The sequence below is a fragment of the Pseudomonas pergaminensis genome (assembly GCF_024112395.2).
Lineage (GTDB): Bacteria > Pseudomonadota > Gammaproteobacteria > Pseudomonadales > Pseudomonadaceae > Aquipseudomonas > Aquipseudomonas pergaminensis.
The window spans coordinates 3,806,523-3,825,935 of sequence record NZ_CP078013.2; the positions used below are offsets into that span (position 1 = coordinate 3,806,523).

At 61.5% G+C, this 19,413-nt stretch carries 14 protein-coding genes; 7 read left to right on the top strand and 7 right to left on the bottom strand.

The genetic code is table 11. The annotated features are described in order from the left end of the window. Positions 1–424: 424 nt before the first annotated feature. Complete coding sequence (locus KUA23_RS17110) at positions 425–1,432, top strand: substrate-binding domain-containing protein (protein WP_346356343.1); 1,008 nt, start codon at positions 425–427, stop codon at positions 1,430–1,432. Positions 1,433–1,496: 64 nt separating this feature from the next. Then, positions 1,497–2,612 carry an MDR/zinc-dependent alcohol dehydrogenase-like family protein gene (locus tag KUA23_RS17115; protein ID WP_099491675.1) on the top strand — a complete coding sequence of 372 codons (1,116 nt, stop codon included), beginning with the start codon at positions 1,497–1,499 and terminating at the stop codon, positions 2,610–2,612. Here KUA23_RS17115 and KUA23_RS17120 read toward each other — a convergent pair. Further along, entirely contained in the window at positions 2,590–3,477 is an 888-nt protein-coding gene (locus KUA23_RS17120) for a LysR family transcriptional regulator (protein WP_099491677.1), read from the bottom strand. The genes KUA23_RS17115 and KUA23_RS17120 overlap by 23 nt on opposite strands. 150 nt (positions 3,478–3,627) lie before the next feature. Between KUA23_RS17120 and KUA23_RS17125 the strand changes: the two genes are divergently transcribed. Continuing rightward, entirely contained in the window at positions 3,628–5,157 is a 1,530-nt protein-coding gene (locus KUA23_RS17125; RefSeq protein ID WP_252992484.1) for an MFS transporter, read from the top strand. A 38-nt stretch (positions 5,158–5,195) separates the two neighbouring features. Here KUA23_RS17125 and sohB read toward each other — a convergent pair whose 3' ends face one another. Further along, the gene (gene sohB / locus KUA23_RS17130; protein WP_049712929.1) at positions 5,196–6,221 is read right to left on the bottom strand and encodes a protease SohB; all 1,026 of its coding nucleotides are present in this window, start codon (positions 6,219–6,221) and stop codon (positions 5,196–5,198) included. Positions 6,222–6,416: 195 nt separating this feature from the next. On the opposite strand from sohB, the gene KUA23_RS17135 reads away from it, so the two are divergent. After that, positions 6,417–7,127, top strand: a complete 711-nt coding sequence (locus KUA23_RS17135) for a histidine phosphatase family protein (protein WP_099491681.1) — start codon at positions 6,417–6,419, stop codon at positions 7,125–7,127. 56 nt (positions 7,128–7,183) lie between these two features. Continuing rightward, entirely contained in the window at positions 7,184–7,498 is a 315-nt protein-coding gene (locus KUA23_RS17140; protein ID WP_078048819.1) for an SCP2 sterol-binding domain-containing protein, read from the top strand. Positions 7,499–7,560: 62 nt separating this feature from the next. On the opposite strand, the gene KUA23_RS17145 is transcribed toward KUA23_RS17140, so the two are convergent. From KUA23_RS17145 to KUA23_RS17155, 3 genes are all read right to left on the bottom strand, one after another. Continuing rightward, positions 7,561–8,154 (bottom strand): hypothetical protein, encoded by a 594-nt coding sequence (locus tag KUA23_RS17145; protein WP_099491683.1) that lies wholly within the window; start codon positions 8,152–8,154, stop codon positions 7,561–7,563. Positions 8,155–8,367: 213 nt separating this feature from the next. Next, positions 8,368–11,004, bottom strand: coding sequence for an MGH1-like glycoside hydrolase domain-containing protein (locus KUA23_RS17150; protein WP_252992485.1), 2,637 nt, complete (start codon positions 11,002–11,004; stop codon positions 8,368–8,370). Between the two features lie 69 nt (positions 11,005–11,073). Next, entirely contained in the window at positions 11,074–12,483 is a 1,410-nt protein-coding gene (locus KUA23_RS17155; protein WP_078048822.1) for an OprD family outer membrane porin, read from the bottom strand. Positions 12,484–12,772: 289 nt separating this feature from the next. Between KUA23_RS17155 and hglS the strand changes: the two genes are divergently transcribed. After that, positions 12,773–14,149, top strand: a complete 1,377-nt coding sequence (hglS, locus tag KUA23_RS17160) for a 2-oxoadipate dioxygenase/decarboxylase HglS (protein ID WP_078048823.1) — start codon at positions 12,773–12,775, stop codon at positions 14,147–14,149. A 157-nt stretch (positions 14,150–14,306) separates the two neighbouring features. Here hglS and KUA23_RS17165 read toward each other — a convergent pair whose 3' ends face one another. Further along, positions 14,307–14,531, bottom strand: coding sequence for a DUF465 domain-containing protein (locus KUA23_RS17165; RefSeq protein ID WP_099491695.1), 225 nt, complete (start codon positions 14,529–14,531; stop codon positions 14,307–14,309). A 175-nt stretch (positions 14,532–14,706) separates the two neighbouring features. Between KUA23_RS17165 and tkt the strand changes: the two genes are divergently transcribed. Continuing rightward, positions 14,707–16,770, top strand: a complete 2,064-nt coding sequence (tkt, locus tag KUA23_RS17170; protein ID WP_252992486.1) for a transketolase — start codon at positions 14,707–14,709, stop codon at positions 16,768–16,770. Between the two features lie 115 nt (positions 16,771–16,885). Here tkt and uvrA read toward each other — a convergent pair whose 3' ends face one another. Then, positions 16,886–19,405, bottom strand: a complete 2,520-nt coding sequence (uvrA, locus tag KUA23_RS17175) for an excinuclease ABC subunit UvrA (protein ID WP_078048826.1) — start codon at positions 19,403–19,405, stop codon at positions 16,886–16,888. Positions 19,406–19,413: the final 8 nt, after the last annotated feature.

A 19,413-nucleotide genomic window follows, 5' to 3' on the forward strand; every position in this document is an offset into this window, starting at 1 on the left:
AGTGGACCGGGACAAGGCTGGCAGTCGGAATACGGGGTGCTTCAACGGGAACAGCGGCAGCGGATGTCTTGGGGAAAGACGACTGGGAGGCTCCGAGAGGGTGTTCATGCAAATCCTGAAATGACAAAAGGACTTGAATCGTACAGTCGAAACGGAAATCTCCCACAACGCAAAACTATTACAAGATCTGTAAAACACGCTCGGCAAATACGATCATATGATCACCCAATGAACTTTATATCATGAAAAACCCATCAAGAGCCGTGCCACCCATGCCGAAAATATCGCTGAAACACCCAAAAAACGCCTATTTCTGAGTTTTTCGCGAAAGCATTTGACCGATCAGATTTTCATTTGATAAACATATGATCAGCACAAGGCAATGAATGAACGACTGACTACAACAATAAATGGGGTGCTCATCATGAAACTTGCTACGACCTTCGCCGCCGCTGCGGCCCTCTCCCTCCTCGCCAGCAGCATCGCCCTGGCCGCCGACGGCAAGACCTACAAAGTCGGTGCCGCGGTCTATGGCCTCAAGGGCCAATTCATGCAGAACTGGGTGCGCGAGCTCAAGGAGCACCCCGCCGTGAAGGACGGCACCGTGCAGCTGACCGTGTTCGACGGCAACTACGACGCACTGACCCAGAACAACCAGATCGAAAACATGGTGACGCAGCACTACGACGCCATCCTGTTTGTGCCCATCGACACCAAGGCCGGCGTGGGCACGGTGAAACAGGCCATGAGCAATGACGTGGTGGTGATCGCCTCCAACACCAAGGTCGCCGATGCCTCCGTACCCTACGTGGGCAACGACGACGTGGAAGGTGGGCGCCTGCAAGCCCAGGCCATGGTCGACAAGCTCAACGGCAAGGGCAATGTGGTGATCATCCAGGGCCCGATTGGCCAGTCGGCGCAGATCGACCGAGAAAAAGGCGAGCTGGAAGTGCTGGGCAAGCACCCGGACATCAAGATCATCGAGAAAAAGACCGCCAACTGGGACCGCGCCCAAGCCTTGGCGCTCACCGAAGACTGGCTGAACGCCCACCCCAAAGGCATCAATGGTGTCATCGCGCAGAACGACGACATGGCCCTCGGCGCGGTACAGGCGCTGAAATCCCACGGCCTGACCTCCAAGGACGTGCCGGTCACGTCCATCGACGGTATGCCGGATGCAATCCAGGCCGCCAAGAAAGACGAAGTGACCACCTTCCTGCAGGATGCGCAGGCCCAGTCCCAAGGTGCGCTGGACGTGGCCCTGCGCACCCTGGCCGGCAGCGACTACAAACCTCGCTCGGTGATTTGGGAGCGGTATGCCAAGGACGTGAAATGGGGGGACGGCAGCGCGAAGAACTACATCCTGCCGTGGGTGCCCGTGACCAACGCCAACGCCGATGCGCTGTACAAGCAAGTCAGCGGCGCCAAGTAACCCGTCGTCGGTTGATCGCTCCTCATGCGGGAGCGATCCGTTCATCTTTGTTGTGAGGCCTGCCATGTCCACTGTCACCGAACGCCCGCAAGACCAGCTGCTGCCCGTCATCCCGAAAACCATGCAGGCCGTGGTCTGCCATGGCCCGGAAGACTACCGACTGGAAACCGTCGATGTACCCACTCCCGGCCCCGAAGAAATCCTCACCAAGGTCGAGCTGTGCGGGATCTGCATGGGCGACATCAAGACGTATCGCGGCGCCCCCTCGTTCTGGGGCGATGCCGAGCAGCCACGCTATGTGAAACCACCGATGATCCCCGGCCATGAGTTCGTGTGCCGCGTGGTCGCCCTGGGACCTGGCGCGGAAAAACGCGGCGTGAAGGTCGGCGACCGGGTCATTTCCGAGCAGATCGTGCCGTGCTGGGGCTGCCGCTTTTGCAACCACGGCCAGTACTGGATGTGCCAGAAACACGACCTGTATGGCTTCCAGAACAATGTGCAGGGCGCCATGGCCCAATACATGATCTTCACCAAGGAAGGCATCATCCATAAAGTGCCGGACTCCATCGCTCCGGACGAAGCCATCCTGATCGAACCGCTGGCTTGTTCGCTGCACGCCGCCGAGCGCGCCAATGTGGACTTTGACGACGTGGTGGTGGTCGCCGGTGCCGGCACCCTGGGCCTGGGCATCATCGGCGCAGTACGCATGCGCAACCCGAAGAAACTCATCGTGCTGGACATGAAGCCCGAGCGCAGCGCCCTCGCCCTGCGCATGGGCGCCGACGAAGTATGGAACCCGGCCGAAGTCGACGTGCTGGCGAAGATCCGCGAAATCACCGAGGGCTACGGCTGCGACATCTACATCGAAGCCACCGGCCATCACAAAGCCGTCAACCAAGGCCTGGCGATGCTGCGCAAGCTGGGGCGGTTCGTCGAGTTCAGCGTGTTCAATGACGAAGCCACGGTGGATTGGTCGATCATTGGCGACCGCAAGGAGCTGGATGTGCTCGGCTCGCACCTGGGACCCTATATGTATCCGCGCGCCATCGACTTTATCGGCAACCGCAAGATCGATATGCGCGACGTGGTCACCCACAAGTTCGCCCTGGCGGATTTCAAGGAAGCGTTCGCGGTGATGGAGCGTGGCGACAAATCCCTCAAGGTTGTGCTTGAGCCCTGACCTGCTGCCTGACCTGCTGGATGTACCGCGCGACTGCCGGCGCTTTCTCGAAGCGCCGGTAGATCAACGACAGCCAGGACGACGCGTCGCTGTCCTGGATCGCACGGTACACCACCCCCGGCAAGCTCACATGCCCAACCACCGACGCCGGCACCACCGCCACGCCCTGCCCCAATGACACCAGCGCCACCACCGCCACCAATCCACCCGGCTGCGGGCCCAGGCGCGGCGCAAAACCGCCTTGGGCGGCCACGTGCAGCGTGCCGCTGATTTGCTCCGGCAGGATGAAGGTCTCGTTTTGCAGGTGCTCGCAGTTGATGGCTTTCAACCCCAACAGCCACGAATCCTGCGGCAAGGCCAGCACAAACCCTTCACTGTCCAGGCGCACCGCCTCCACTCCCTCCGGCAAGGTCATGGGTGAACGGATATAGCCGATGTCGCAGCGCCCATCCGCCACCGCACCCGGCAATGTCGCCATGGCGCACTCGCGCACGTTCACGCTGACATCGGGAAACGCCTGGCAAAAACCCTGCATCTGCCGCTGCAGCACGCCGGAATACACCGCCGACGCCACGTAGCCCAACTCGATATGGCCGATCTCCCCGCGCCCGGCGCGCTGGGCATTGCGCTGGGCACATTCAAACTGGCGCACCGTTGCCTCCGCCTCGATCAGCAGCGCGGCCCCGGCCTCGGTGAGGCTGACTTCACGCTGCTGACGGATAAACAGGCGGGTACCCAGGCTGGCCTCCATGTCCTGGATCTGCCGACTCAAGGTCGGGGGTGCAATACCCAATTGCTCGGCGGCGCGGGTGAAGCTGCGTTGGCGGGCGACGGCGAGAAAGTAGCGAAAATGGCGAATTTCCATTTAAGGATTAGCTCAAAGGTAATGAAGTTGCGGCGCCAGGCTAACAAGAACACGAGGCAGCACGCTTATGCTGGAGCGACTAGAACAGTAGAGAGCGCTTGCGATGTCCGTCAACTGCATTTTCCCTATTGCCCCTGAGGTAATACCGTTATGACTCGCGTCAGCCCACGCCTTACCTTGCTGACCGCGTCCGGGGTCTGCTCGCTGATTGTGCTCGACACCAATATCGTCGCCGTCACCCTGCCGAGCATCGCCCGCGACCTCGGGGCGAACTTTGCCGATATCGAATGGGTGGTCAGCGCCTACATGCTGGCATTCGCCGCGCTGTTGCTGCCGGCCGGCAGCATTGCCGACCGGTTCGGGCGCAAGAAAACCCTGATCTGGGGGCTGGGCATTTTTATCCTGGCGTCATTGGGTTGCGGTGCTGCGCCGACTGCGCTGATCCTCGATATCGCCCGCGCCATCAAAGGCGTGGGTGCCGCGCTGTTGCTGACCTCGGCATTGGCATCCATCGGTCACACCTTCCACGATGACGTGGAGCGCGCCAAGGCCTGGGCCTTCTGGGGCGCATGCATGGGGGTGGCAATGACCGCCGCGCCGACGCTGGGTGGCCTGATCACGCAGTACCTGGGTTGGCGCTGGATCTTCTACCTCAACCTGCCGGTAGGCCTGGTGCTGATGGGCCTGGTGCTGCGCACGATTGCGGAGTCCCGCGATACCCAGTCCGCACGGCTTGATCCCTGGGGCAGCCTGGCCTTCAGCGCCAGCCTGCTGTGCTTGATCTGGGGTCTCATCGAGGCCAACCGGATCGGTTGGGATAACCCGCTGACCTATGCCCGCCTGTTGGGCGGCGCAGTGTTGCTGGGTGTGTTCGTCGGGGTTGAACGCGTGCAGCAACGGCCGATGGTCGACCTGCAATTGTTCCGGCACCCACGCTTTATCGGCGCGCTGCTGGGGATGTTTGCCTACGCCGGGTGTGCCCAGGTGATGATGACGCTGCTGCCGTTTTACCTGCAGAACGGCTTGGGGTTCTCCGCGATAGCCTCGGGCCTGGGCATGTTGCCGTTCGCCCTGACCATGCTGGTGTGTCCACGCATCGGCGCACGCCTGGCCACCCGCTTTGCCCCCGCAACGATGATGGCCACCGGGCTGACGCTGGTCGGCTGCGGTAACCTGTTGAGTGCCTGGGCGGTGAACACCGGCGGCTACCTGCCCTTCGCCCTGGCGATTGCCGTCACTGGCGCCGGTGCCGGCCTGCTCAACGGCGATACGCAGAAAAACATCATGGCCTGCGTGCCACGCGACCGCGCGGGGATGGCGTCAGGCATGAGCACGACCATGCGCTTCAGCGCGATCATGTTGGCGATTGGCGTGTACGGGGCGTTGTTGAGCAGTCACAGCGAGCAACTGCTGAGCGCGACAATCGATGCACAGTGGCAGGCACAGGTGGCGGGCATTGCTTCGCGGGTCGTGGCGGGCGATATGCCGGCAGCCATGGGCCTGTTGCCGGCGTCGGCACAGGCGCTGGTGCAGCCGCTGGCCCGGCAGGCGTTTGTGGGTGGGTTCAGCGGAGTGTTGTGGGTGGCGGGTTTGCTGGGATTACTCGGCGCGCTGGTGGTCGGTACGCTGATGCGCAACCCCATCCCGTCAGCGCCCGCCCTGACACCGCAAAACCTGTAGGAGCCGAGCTTCTACAGGTGATCAACTTGGGATCGGGGTTACCAGAACCGTTGCTGGGTCAACCGGCTCCACCAGGTCAGCAGCACCCGGTCCACCGAGCCACTGGCCGCCAGGCCCACGCGTTCCTGCAGGCTCTTGCGCTCGGCATAGTGCAGGTGGAACACCTCGGCGGTCTTGGCCTTGGTGGCCAGGTATTCGTCACTGGTCTGCAGCTCATCGACCAGTTGCTTGTCGAGGGCTGCAACACCCAGCCACACTTCTCCGGTCGCTACATCATCGATTGCCAACTGCGGGCGATAACGGGAAACGAAGTTCTTGAACAACTGGTGAGTGATGTCCAGGTCTTCCTGGAACTTCTCGCGACCCTTCTCGGTGTTCTCGCCAAACACTGTGAGGGTGCGCTTGTACTCGCCGGCGGTCAGGACTTCGAAGTCGATATCATGCTTTTTCAGCAGGCGGTTGACGTTGGGCAGTTGTGCCACCACGCCAATCGAACCAAGGATGGCAAACGGCGCGCTGATGATCTTCTCGCCAATGCACGCCATCATGTAGCCGCCGCTGGCAGCGACCTTGTCGATACACACGGTCAGCGGCACGCCTGCCTGGCGGATACGCGCCAGTTGCGAGGACGCCAGGCCATAGCTGTGGACCATGCCGCCGCCACTTTCCAGGCGCAGCACCACTTCATCCTTCGGGGTCGCCAGGCTCAGCAGCGCGGTGATTTCGTGGCGCAGGCTTTCAGTGGCCGAGGCCTTGATGTCACCGTCGAAATCCAGCACGAACACCCGTGGCTTGGCCTCGGCTTTCTGCTTGCCCTTCTTCTTTTCAGCCTTGCCTTCGGACTTGCGCAGGGCCTTGAGTTGGTCCTTGTCGAGCAGGCTCGATTCCAGGCGCTCACGCAGGCCTTTGTAGAAGTCATTGAGCTTGCTGACCTGCAGCTGGCCGGCAGATTTGCGACGACCTTTGCTGCGCAGTGCCGCGAAGCTGATCAGTACCACCAGAATAGCGACTACCAGGGTGACGGTCTTCGCCAGAAAGCTCGCGTATTCGGCCAGAAAATCCATAGTTCTCCTTACAAGTGCGGTGCGCCAGGCGCGGATGGCCCAAGCATACCGACGGCATCGCGTTCGGGCCAGTGATCAAACGGCCAGCAACGATCGGCTCCAACGAGCTTTTAAAACAAGCGTATGTTTTTTCATTGACAGCTCGCAGGCATCCTCATAACCTCGCCAGACTTTCAACGTACCGGGAAAACGGACGTGGGCAGCATCTATCTGATTCGACATGGCCAGGCCTCCTTCGGTGCAGACGACTACGACGTCCTGTCGCCCGTCGGCGTGGAGCAGGCGCAAGTGCTCGGCCGCCACCTGGCGGACATGGGCCTGGTGTTCGACCGCTGCGTGGCCGGCGACCTGCGCCGCCAGCAGCACACCGCCACCGCCGCCTTCGATCAGTACAGCACCCTCGGCCTGCCGGTACCGGCGCTGGAAATCGACAGCGCCTTCAACGAATTCGATGCCGACGCGATCATTCGCGCCCTGCTCCCCGACTTGCTCACCACCGAACCCGAAGCCCTGGAGATCCTGCGCAATGCCGCGCAGAACCGCAGCGAATTCCAGCGCATCTTCGCCTTGATCATCGAGCGCTGGCTGGCCGGCACCTATGACCCGCCGGGGCTGGAGAGCTGGCTGGGCTTTGTGGAGCGCGTGCAGGGTGGCTTGCAACGCATTCTTGAAGCGGCGGACAACGCGCAGAAGATCGCGGTGTTCACCTCCGGCGGGACTATCACCGCCCTGCTTCACCTGATCACCCGAATGCCCGCCGCCCAGGCCTTCGAGCTGAACTGGCAAATTGTTAACACTTCGCTCAACCAACTGAAATTCCGTGGTCGCGAGGTGGCACTGGCTTCCTTCAACAGTCATACCCACTTGCAACTGTTGAAGGCGCCGCAACTCATCACGTTCCGATGAGCGGCGGCCAACCGTGACCCCAAGGTCACTGGACTCTACCCTAAAGGATCGAAACCATGACTGACGTAGCCAAAGCTGTAGAAGCAATGAAAGCCAAATTCAACCCAGCCGCCGCTGACGGCCTGGACCTAGTGTTCGGTTTCCGTATCGACGACACCCAGAACTTCTCGCTGGTGGTCAAGGACAACACCTGCGAACTGCTGGAAGGCGAAAACCCTGACGCCCAAGTGACCCTGGTCACCGACGGCGAAACCATGGAAGGCATCGTCAGCGGCGACACCGACGGCATGCAGGCCTTCATGAGCGGCAAGCTGCGCACCGAAGGCGACATGATGCTGGCCATGAAACTGAGCGAGCTGTTCCCGGCCTGATAAGGCTGCGCTCAAAAAAATCCCGCCTTTCGGCGGGATTTTTCGTTCAGCCAACCTCCCGGTCAGCGGGTGTTGGCGTCATCCATTTCTTCGAACGTGTCCATGTACGCAGGGTCATTACCATCGTTTTCACGAATCACACGCCCTTCATACTCGGCGGTGATTTCACCGGTATTGACGTCAAGCCCAACCACGATCACCAGCTTGTATTTGCCCACTTGCAAGTACATGTCATAGAGGTCCCGGGGTTCATCGGGCAGCATAAAAAAGCTGTAGCTGTAACGTACGCGCTTGGTTAACACGGGCCACTGTGCTTCAAACGCGCGGGGATCGAAGGATGGGAGCACATCGCCGATTCCACGCAGCGCGGCCTCGACCAGTTGGTCATTGTCCTTGGCTTTGAAGACCACCGGATGAGTGCGAGTCATCGACCGCATCGGGTTGGGTACAATATCCGTTTCAAGGCGGTACATGCCGCTGCTGAACCATTTTGTTGCATCGAAGGTGTCGTCACCTTTCTCGCATTCGCGGCAATGCATCATCAGCGGCGCCGCAGCGCTTTCTCGGGAATACAGTGAAGTGATCAACACGCCGCAGGTGATCAGCAGTGCCCCCAATAGGCCTGCACTGCCAACCCGCGCGAAAACATTCGCCATCGTCTACATCCTTATCTGAAGGGGTGGCGAATTTACCTGATGCAGACCTTTCGGTGGCGGGATTTTTTTGCCTGCCATTTCGCAAGCCATGGAGTTTCAATGTGGGAGCTGGCTTGCCTGCGATAGCGGTGGACCCGACAACATTGATGCAGGCAGTGCCGACGCCATCCCAGGCAAGCCAGCTCCCACAGAAAAGCAGATCAGTGGCGCAGCTTAGATTTTCGGCTGCAGCAGCAACGCCACCAACGCACTCCACCCCGTCTGATGCGACGCCCCCAACCCACGCCCGGTTTCGCCATGGAAATACTCATGGAACAACACCAGGTCGCGACTGGCCGGGTCTGCTTCCAATTGCGCATAGCCCGACATCGACGGTCGCAGTCCATCTTCATCGCGCAAAAACAATCGCGTGAGACGTTGGCTGAGGCTGTCGGCCACTTCTTCAAGGGACGCCAGATAACCGCTGCCCGTCGGGTACTCCACCGAGAAGTTATCCGCGTAGTAGCGGTGAAACTCGCGCAGCGATTCGATCAGCATGTAGTTCACCGGCATCCACAGCGGCCCGCGCCAGTTGGAGTTGCCGCCGTACAGGCGCGAGTCGGATTCGCCCGGTTGGTAGCGCGCACACAGGGTGTTGCCATTCATCTTCAACGCCAGCGGCTGTTCGGCGAAGGCCTTGGACAAGGAGCGCACGCCATACGTCGACAAGAACTCGCTGTCGTCCAGCATGCGTCGCAACAAGTCCTTGGTGCGCTCGCCCCGCAACAAGGCCAGCAACAGGCGGTTGCCCTGCCCCGGTTCGTTCCAGCGTGACACCAGTTTGGCCAGGTCTGGCCGGTGCTCCATAAAGCCCATCAAGCGCTCGCGCAAACCTTCCAGGCCTTCATGCTCACGCTGTTCCAGCACCAGCACGGCAAACAGCGGCATCAGGCCAACCATCGAACGCAGGCGCACCGGTTCATTCTGGCCGTCGGGGCGGTGCAGCACGTCGTAGAAGAACAGGTCCTGCTCATCCCACAGACCTTCGGCGCTGTCGTCGACGCGGTTGATGGCGCCAGCGATGTACAGGAAATGCTCGAAAAACTTCACCGCGATATCCACGTACACCACGTTGCGCTTGGCCAGCTCCAGGCCGATGCGCATCAAGTCCAGCGCATAGGCGGCGACCCAGGCGGTGCCGTCGGCCTGGTCCAGCTGATAACCCGTCGGCAGCGTGGCCGAACGGTCAAACAAGGCGATATTGTCCAGCCCCAGGAACCCGCCCTGGAACAGGTTGCGGCCCTCGGCGTCCTTGCGGTTGACCCACCAGGAAAAATTCAGCAGGAGCTTGTGGAAAATCCGCTCAAGGAAATCCATATCGCCTACGCCGGTCAGTGCCTTGTCCTGCTGATAAACGCGCCAACTGGCCCACGCATGCACCGGTGGGTTGGCGTCGTCGAAGCGCCACTCATACGCCGGTAACTGGCCGTTGGGGTGCATGAAGCGATCCTTCACCAGCAACAGCAGTTGTTGCTTGGCATACCCTGGGTCGATCAGCGCCATGGCCACGGCCTGGAAGCCCTGGTCCCAGGAGGCATACCACGGGTATTCCCAAGTGTCGGGCATGGAAAGGATGTCGAAATTCGACAGGTGCCGCCAATGGGTATTGCGGATATGCAGGCGCTCGGGCGGTGGCACGGGTTGGGCCGGGTCGCCGTCGAGCCATTGGTTGACGTCGAAATAGTACAACTGCTTGGACCACAACAACCCGGCCAGCGCTTGGCGTTGCACATTGCGCGCATCGTCATCGTGGATGTCGTGTTGCAAGGCCGCGTAGAAGTCATCGGCCTCCTGGCGGCGCGCCTCGAACAGCTTGCGGGCATTGACCTGCGGCGCGTCGACGGGCGCAAAGCGCAGGTAGAGGGTTTTGCTTTCCAGGCCTGCCAGTTCGACGATGAAACGCGCCGCGACTTTGGTACCACTGTCACGCCGAATGGCCGACTGAATACCCTCGACCACGTAATCGTTGATCCCGTCCTTGAACGGCCCCGGCGCCGGCTGCCCATCCAGGCGGGGAAAGTTGCTCTCGTTTTCGCAGAACAGCCATTCCACCCCCTCCTGGCCCCAGGCGCTGAGGTAACGATCTGTGAGTTCAGGGTGGTGCGCCAGTACCTGTTCCCCGTCCAGCTTCAGTTGCGGCTTGGCCGCGTCAAAGCTCCAGCTCCAGTCATTGCGCGCCCATAGCTGGGGCATTACCTGCAAGCGGGTTGGCTGGTCGGAACGGTTATGCACGCTGACGCGCATGAAGAGGTCATCGGGTTGATGCTTGGCGTATTCGACGCTGACATCGCAGTAGCGGTTATCTTCGAAGACGCCGGTGTCGAGGATCTCGTACTCGGCATCGTCCAGGCCCCGGCGGGCGTTCTCGCTGATCAGGTCGGCGTAGGGAAAGGCGGCATGCGGGTATTTGTAGAGCATGCGCATGTAGGCATGGCTCGGTACACCGTCGACGAAAAAGTACAGTTCCTTGACGTCTTCACCGTGGTTGCCTTCGGCGTTATTGAGGCCGAACAGGCGTTCCTTGATGATCGCATCGCGCTCGTTCCACAGGGCCAGGCCCAGGCACCAGCGCTGCGCCTTGTCGCTGAAACCGGCCAGGCCATCTTCGCCCCAGCGATAGGCGCGGCTGCGCGCATGTTCATGGGGGAAGTAAGCCCAGGCATCGCCATCGGCGCTGTAGTCTTCACGCACCGTGCCCCATTGGCGTTCGCTTAAATAGGGGCCCCACTCGCGCCATCGCTCGGCATCCGGCAGCGCCAAACGTTGGCCTTCGGTTGTATCAAGTATTCGGGTGTCGGGGGTGGCCGTCATTGGGTCCTCCATCGCCTACCAGGTGAGAGGCAGTGTAGAGCCCAATGACGCCCGGGTGCACATGAAGACTTAGAAGATGGCGTAGGTGTAGTTGAAGATCAGGCGGGTTTGATCCTGGTCGGCGGTGCCGGTGTTCTTGCCGTGATAGGTGCCGGTACGCAAGGTGGTACCGAAGCCTTTCAGAGGACCGGCCTGCACCACGTAGTCCAGGCGGAAGTCGGCTTCGTTTTCTTTCTGGTCAGGGCCGCCGGCGACCTTCGACTTGATGTCCGAACCGTCCAGGTAAGCAACCGATGCCTTCAAGCCAGGAACGTAGGCCTTGAAGTCATACGAGTACTGGCCAAAGTTGACCTGCTCGCCCGCGCGGGAGAACTGGCCGACCACGGCGTCGGTGAACAGGTAGAAGTCGCTGCCGCCGGCACCTTGTGCGTGAGGGTCGGCCAGGCTGCCCTGGTTGACCCACACGAAGCCGCCGTCGTCACCCACGCCGATGTGGCCGAGCATCAGGCTGCTGCCACCCAACTGATAGGTGAAGGCCGCACTGTAGGTTTTGTTGTCCACTTCATTGGCGTGCTTGGCGTAGCCACCGTTGTTGTTGAACTGGTAGCCGCTCTCGCCATTCTTGCCGTCGCTGGAGCTGTCGAAGTAGCGCAGGTCGGTCTTGAACGACTGGTCATTGCCCAACGGCAGTACGTGGACCAGGCCGACGTAGTTCTGTTTGTAGAAGTCTTGCAGTTGGGCGTAGTAGTACTGCAACGTCAGGTTTTTCGCGACCACATTGTCGGAAGAACCAAACGGCTTGTAGTCCACCCCGCCGAATTTGAAGCTGTCGCTGTCGCGGGTTCCGCCTGCCACGCTCAAGCCTGTGGAGTTGCTGGAGGCACGGCCTTCGGCGCGGTTCAGCTCACCACCAGTGAAGGTGACATTGGGAATGTCATTCGAGGTCAGGATGCCGCCGTCGAAGGTCTGCGGTGCCACGCGGCTGTCGTTGGACACCAGGATCGGCAAGACCGGCGCCAAGCCGCCACCCACGTGCAACTCGGTCTGGGAGATGCGGAACTTCACATTGCCCGCCGCGCGACCGAAGGAATCGGCAGGCTCGGTGCCGTTGTTCTTGGTCGGGAAGAAGCTGTTGCCGTTGCCCGCCAAGCCTGGGCCCGCGGTGTGACCATCACCACCGTCCAGGCGCAGCGCACCGAAGGCCATGACGTCGAAACCAAGGCCAACCGTGCCCTGGGTGAACCCGGATTTGTAGTCAAAACGCAGCGCGGTGGCGGCTTCGCGCAGATCGTTGTTGGTCCCCGAGCGGTTGTCTGCGCTGTAGTACATGGTCCGCGAACTGACGGACGCATGACTGTCTTCAAGGAAACCGCTGTGACCATTGCCCGTGCCCAGAGAGCCGAGCCCGAAATCGTCAGCGAATGCGTGTTGTGCAAGAACGGCGGCGGTGATCGACAACGCCAGTGTAGAAATTTTCATTAACGACGGCCCCTAAACATTTTTTTATGTGCGTGATGTGCATAACGGCGTTTTCATCCTTGCAAACGTGACGATTCTTTCATGCCGACCGGGGCGGGTTCCGTGAAGAATTAGTTAGGAAAAACGCGTGAAAATGAAATTTCGCACAGGCCGTTTTTTGTCATCTTCACGTCATCTCATTCATTTGCAGAATGAAGTCCTGAAGAATCTTCGTTTGCCACTTGGCCTGGCGCTCAACAGAATCCAGGCAAAGGCTACCTTCATCGCCACAACCATCAGGAATTTTTCTATGCCTAGCACCGCACATGTCAGCCCAGACGAGATCCGCAAGGGCTTTTCCAAGGCCATGTCCGACATGTACCGGGATGAAGTTCCGCTGTATGGCGCGCTGATGGAGCTGGTGGCCGAGACCAATGCCCACGTGCTCGACACCCAACCGCAGCTGGCGCAACAGCTGCAACGCACCGGCGAAATCCAGCGCCTGGACATGGAACGCCACGGCGCGATCCGCCTGGGCACCGCCGCTGAGCTGGCGACCATCTGCCGCTTGTTCGCGGTGATGGGCATGCAGCCGGTGGGCTACTACGACCTGACCCCGGCCGGCGTGCCGGTGCACTCCACCGCCTTTCGCGCGGTGCACGAGCAGGCGCTGCAAACCAGTCCGTTTCGAGTATTCACCTCATTGCTGCGCCTGGAACTGATCGAAAACCCCGAGCTGCGCGCCTTCGCCGAAGCGGCGCTGGCCAAGCGTTCGATCTTCACCCCAGGCGCCTTGGCGCTGATCGAACAAGCGGAACAGCACGGCGGCCTCAATGCCCAGGACGCCGACGAGTTTATCCGCCAGGCCCTGGAAACCTTCCGCTGGCATCACACCGCCACCGTCACCGGCGCGCAGTACCAGCAACTGAGCGACCAGCACCGCCTGATCGCCGACGTGGTCGCCTTCAAAGGCCCGCACATCAACCACCTGACCCCGCGCACCCTGGACATCGACCAGGTCCAGGCCGCCATGCCCGGCAAGGGCATCACCCCCAAGGCCGTGATCGAAGGCCCGCCCCGCCGCCACTGCCCAATCCTGCTGCGCCAGACCAGCTTCAAAGCCCTCGACGAACCCATCGCCTTCACCGACGCCCAAGGCAGCCACAGCGCACGGTTTGGCGAAATCGAACAGCGCGGCGTCGCCCTCACCCCCAAGGGCCGCGCACTGTACGACCAACTCCTGAACGCCGCACGCGACGAACTCGGCGCCTTTCCCAATGAGGGCAACGCCGCACGTTATGTCGAATTGATGGAACAGCACTTCCAGGCCTTCCCGGATAACCACGCGCAGATGCGTGACCAGGGCCTGGCGTACTTCCGCTACTTCCCCACCGCGCAAGGTGTGGCAGCACGTGGCACAGCCGAGCAACCGCGCACACTGCAAGCACTGATCGCCGCGGGCCATATCGATGTGGAGCCGTTGGTGTATGAGGACTTCCTGCCGGTGAGTGCAGCGGGGATTTTCCAGTCGAACCTGGGGGATGCGGCGCAGAGTCACTACGCGGCGAACTCGAACCAGGCTGAGTTTGAAAAGGCACTGGGGCGCCAGACGATTGATGAATTGAAGCTGTATGGCGAGACGCAGCAGCGCTCTGTCGATGAATGCACGAGAACACTGCTGGCATGAAATGAAGTGCCCACCCGGCTCACCAGCGCAATCCTTGCGCCGCAAAAAGTCCCCAGAGCCGGGTGGGCGGTCGGCATGATAGGCAGTGGGAAGAATCCTGTCCCCCGGACAATTCTGAATAAATGTGTCCGCGCCCCGTAGGAACGCGGACGGTGGCCTACTCCAACTTCGCCACAATCTCGTCTTTGATCAACAAGCGTTTCTTCTTCAGCTTCTCCACCTCTTCATCGCCGGCGCTTGCCGATTCCGCCTTCAGCACTTCCTTGTCCGCGTCGTCGTACTGCGTGAGCAGCGAGTCCAGGCGTTTGTCATTGGCCCTGCGTTCGTGAACGACTTCCTTGCTCAACCCCAAGTCCTGATACAGGTCGTGTTTCACTGGCATGGCGTACCTCCGCAAGTTGATCAATGGCTTACGCCCTAGAAGCTAGACCATTGCGAGGGGTCTTGTCATGTCCGGGGTCAATAAGGCCCCGTTCGTCGCGGCGCAGGCGTTTGGATCAAACCTTTGCCGCGCCCTGCCCTCCACTCTAGGTAGCCACCCGAGGGAGACCGGTTTCATGACTCATGCTGCCACCGCTGTCGACACCCAATGCATCAACACGATCCGCACCCTGGCCATGGACGCCGTGCAGAAGGCCAATTCCGGCCATCCAGGCACGCCCATGGGCCTGGCGCCGGTGGGTTATACGCTGTGGAGTCGTTTCCTGCGTTATCACCCGCAACATCCCGACTGGCCCAGCCGTGATCGGTTTGTGCTGTCCGTCGGCCATGCCTCGATGTTGCTGTATTCGCTGCTGCACCTGGCCGGTGTGGTGGAACTGGATGCCGACGGCAAGCGCACCGGTCAGGCCGCTGTCAGCCTGGACGATATCAAGCAGTTTCGCCAGGCGGGCTCCAAAACCCCGGGCCACCCCGAATACCGTATGACCACTGGGGTGGAGACCACCACCGGCCCGCTCGGCCAGGGCTGTGCCAACAGCGTCGGCATGGCGATGGCCGAGCGTTGGCTGGCCAAGCGCTTCAACCGCGAAGAAAAAACCCTGTTCGACTACAACGTCTACACCCTGTGCGGCGACGGTGACATGATGGAGGGGATCAGCGGCGAAGCGGCGTCCATGGCCGGGCATTTGAAACTGGACAAGTTGTGCTGGATATATGACAACAACACCATCAGCATCGAAGGCCACACTGAGCTGGCGTTCAGCGAAGATGTGATCAAGCGCTTCCAGGCGTATGGGTGGCACACCCTGCACGTGACCGATGCCAACGACTTGCAAGCCCTGAGCAACGCCTTGGAGGCGTTCCATTGCAACCGCGGCGCGCCCACCCTGATTGTGGTCGACAGCGTGATCGGCTACGGCTCCCCGCACAAACACAACACGGCCGCCGCCCATGGCGAGCCCCTGGGCGAAGAGGAAATTCGCCTGACCAAGGCAGCCTATGGTTGGCCCGAGGATTCCAGCTTCCTGGTGCCCGATGATGTGCGCACGCAATTGCATGATGTTTTGCTTGAGCGCAGCGAGCCGCTGTATGAAAAGTGGAGCGAGCACCTGTCCCAGCTGGAACAGTACGAACCGGAATTGGCCGATGAATTGAGGCGTATGCGTGCCGGGGAAATGCCGGAGCACTGGCAGAAACACCTACCGGATTTCGATACCGACGCCAAGGGCATCGCCAGTCGTGCTTCCGGCGGCAAGGTGCTGAATGCGTTTGCCGAACAGATCCCCTGGCTGCTGGGCGGCTCGGCCGACCTGTCACCGTCGACCAAGACCAACCTCACCTTCGACGGCGCCGGGCGTTTCAGCGCCGACGACTACAGCGGGCGCAACCTGTACTTCGGCATTCGTGAACACGCCATGGGCGCGATTGCCAATGGCATGGCGCTGTCGTACCTGCGGCCCTATACCTCGACCTTCCTGGTGTTCAGCGACTACATGAAACCGCCGATCCGCCTGGCGGCAATCATGGAGTTGCCGGTGGTGTTTGTGTTCACCCATGACTCGATTGGCGTGGGCGAAGATGGGCCGACGCACCAGCCGATCGAGCACCTCACGCAGTTGCGTGCGACCCCAGGGTTGCTGACGCTGCGACCGGGTGACGCGAATGAAACCCTGGAGCTGTGGAAGGTGGCCCTGGCGCAAACCCATCGGCCGAGTTGCGTGGTGCTGTCGCGCCAACCGTTGCCGACACTGGATCGCAGCCAATACGCGCCGGCGTCCGGTGCGGCCAAGGGCGCTTATGTGTTGGCGGGTGCCGACGAGCCCAAGGTGATTCTGCTGGCGACCGGCAGCGAAGTCGGCCTGGCCGTTGCGGCTTATGAGCAACTGACCCAAGAGGGCGTTGCCGCGCAGGTGGTGTCCATGCCCAGTTGGGAATTGTTTGAAGACCAGGACCAGGCCTACCGCGACAGCGTGCTGCCGCCAGCGGTGAAGGCGCGGGTAGTGGTGGAACAGGCAGGCCCGTTGGGCTGGGACCGGTACGTGGGCCAGACCGGCGCCAAGGTCGTGATGAACAGCTTCGGCGCGTCGGCGCCGCTGGCCAAGTTGCAGGAGAAGTTCGGGTTTACCGTGGAAAACGTAGTAAAGCAGGCGAAAGCGCAGATCCAACTGAATCAACAGTGAGTCACAATGTGGGAGCGGGCTTGCTCGCGAAATCGGTGGATCAGTCGATATTTTTGTCGCCTGATACTCCGTATTCGCGAGCAAGCCCGCTCCCACACTTGTTCGGTGTTGGCGGTTAGATCAATTCCTTGGCGAGGAACGGCGCCGTCCGGCTTTTCTTGCTCGTCGCAACCTTCTGCGGCGTGCCGCTGACCACCACCTTCCCCCCCAGATCCCCGGCCCCCGGCCCAATATCGATCACCCAGTCACTCTGCGCCACCACGCGCATCTCATGCTCCACCACAACCACCGTATGCCCCGCGTCCACCAAGTGGTTCAACTGGCTGAGCAAGCGGTCGACGTCGCGCGGATGCAAGCCGGTGGTGGGCTCATCCAGTACATACAAGGTGGCGCCCCGTGCATTGCGTTGCAGCTCGGTCGCCAGTTTGATCCGCTGCGCTTCGCCACCCGATAACTCGGTCGCCGGCTGGCCCAGGCGCAGATACCCCAGGCCGATGTCCCGCAGCACCTGCAGTGAACGCAGCACGCCAGGCTGCTCGGCAAACACGTCCACCGCCTGCTCCACTGTCAGCCCCAGCACTTGGGCGATACTCAGGCCTTGCCATTTGATCGCCAGGGTCTCGGGGTTGTAGCGCGCCCCATGACAGGTCGGGCATGGCGCGTACACGCTGGGCATGAACAGCAATTCGACACTGACAAAGCCCTCACCCTCGCAATTCGGGCAACGGCCCTTGGCAACGTTGAAGGAGAACTGCCCGGCATCGTAGTGACGCTTCTTCGCTGCCGGCGTGGCTGCGAACAGTTTGCGCACGTTGTCGAACAGCCCGGTATAGGTCGCCAGGTTGGAGCGCGGCGTGCGGCCAATAGGTTTCTGGTCCACCTGCACCAGGCGACGTATGTGTTCGAGCCCGGCGCTGATCCGCCCGCCGCTGGTTTGCGGCGCGTCGTCTTCCAGGCTCGGTTCTTCGTCATTTTCCAGCACGCGCCCAAGGCCAGCGCCCACCAATTCCAACAGCGCCTGGCTGACCAGGCTGGACTTGCCCGAGCCAGAAATCCCGGTGACCGCCGTAAAGCAGCCGAGTGGGAAATCGACGCTCAGGTCGTCGAGGTTATTGCGCGTTACCCCTTCCAGTTTCAGCCAGCCCGTGGGCTCGCGACGCGGGTGATTCGCCACGCGTTGTTCAGCGAACAGGTACTCACGTGTCTGCGACGCCTCCACCTGCGCCAGCCCCGCAGGCGGACCGCTGTACAGCACTTGCCCACCGTGCTCGCCAGCTGCCGGGCCGACATCGATCAGCCAGTCGGCACGGCGCATGGTTTCCAGGTCGTGCTCCACCACAAACAGCGAGTTGCCCGCCGCTTTCAAGCGGTCCAGCGCAGTGAACAATGCCTCGCCATCCGCAGGGTGCAAGCCTGCCGAGGGTTCATCCAGCACGTAGATCACACCGAACAACTGCGAGCCCAGCTGCGTGGCCAGGCGCAGCCGCTGTAGCTCCCCGGATGACAAGGTCGGCGTACTGCGTTCCAGGGACAGATAACCCAGCCCCAACTCGGTCAAGGTGCTGACCCGCTCAAGCAGGTCTTGGGCGATGCGCTGCGCGGCCAGGCGTTTTTCCACGGACAGTTTCATCTTGTCCTGCCCCGCCGCCACGGGCCGCAGCAGTTCGGCCAACTGCGCCAACGACAGTTGCGACAACTCACCAATGTCCACCCCGGCAAACTTCACCGACAGTGCCGCCTTGGTCAGGCGCTTACCGTCGCACAGCGGGCAGGCGCTGCCCTGCATGAACTGCGAGACGCGCTTTTTCATCAGTGCGCTTTGGGTGTGGGTGAAGGTGTGCAGGATGTAGCGCCGCGCGCCGACGAACGTGCCCTGGTAACTCGGCTCCACCTTGCGTTTCAACGCATCGCGGGTCTGTGCCGGGGTAAAGCCGGCGTACACCGGGACGGTGGGGGTTTCTTCGGTAAACAGGATCCAGTCGCGCTGCTTTTTTGGCAGGTCGCGCCAGGGAATGTCCACGTCATAGCCCAGGGTCACCAGGATGTCGCGCTGGTTCTGGCCTTGCCATGCCAGCGGCCAGGAGGCCACCGCACGCTGGCGAATGGTCAGGGACGGATCCGGCACCATCAGCGCCTCGGTCACCTCATACACACGGCCCAGGCCATGGCACTGCGGGCAGGCACCTTGAGGCAGGTTCGGTGAGAAGTCCTCGGCATACAGCATCGCCTGCCCCGGCGGGTAACTGCCGGCGCGGGAATACAGCATGCGGATCAGGCTCGACAAGGTGGTCACGCTGCCCACCGACGAGCGCGCACTCGGCGTGCCGCGTTGCTGTTGCAGGGCTACTGCGGGCGGCAGGCCTTCGATGCTGTCCACGTCGGGCACCCCGACCTGGTCGATCAGCCGCCGCGCATACGGCGCCACCGACTCGAAATAACGCCGCTGTGCCTCGGCATACACCGTGGAAAACGCCAGGGACGATTTGCCGGAACCCGACACCCCGGTGAACACCACCAGGGCGTCCCGGGGGATGTCCACATCGACGTTGCGCAGGTTGTGTTCGCGGGCGCCGCGCACACGGACAAAGCCGTGCTGCTGGGCAGTGATCGGGGGGAGAGTGCGCTGTGAAGTCATGTGCAACC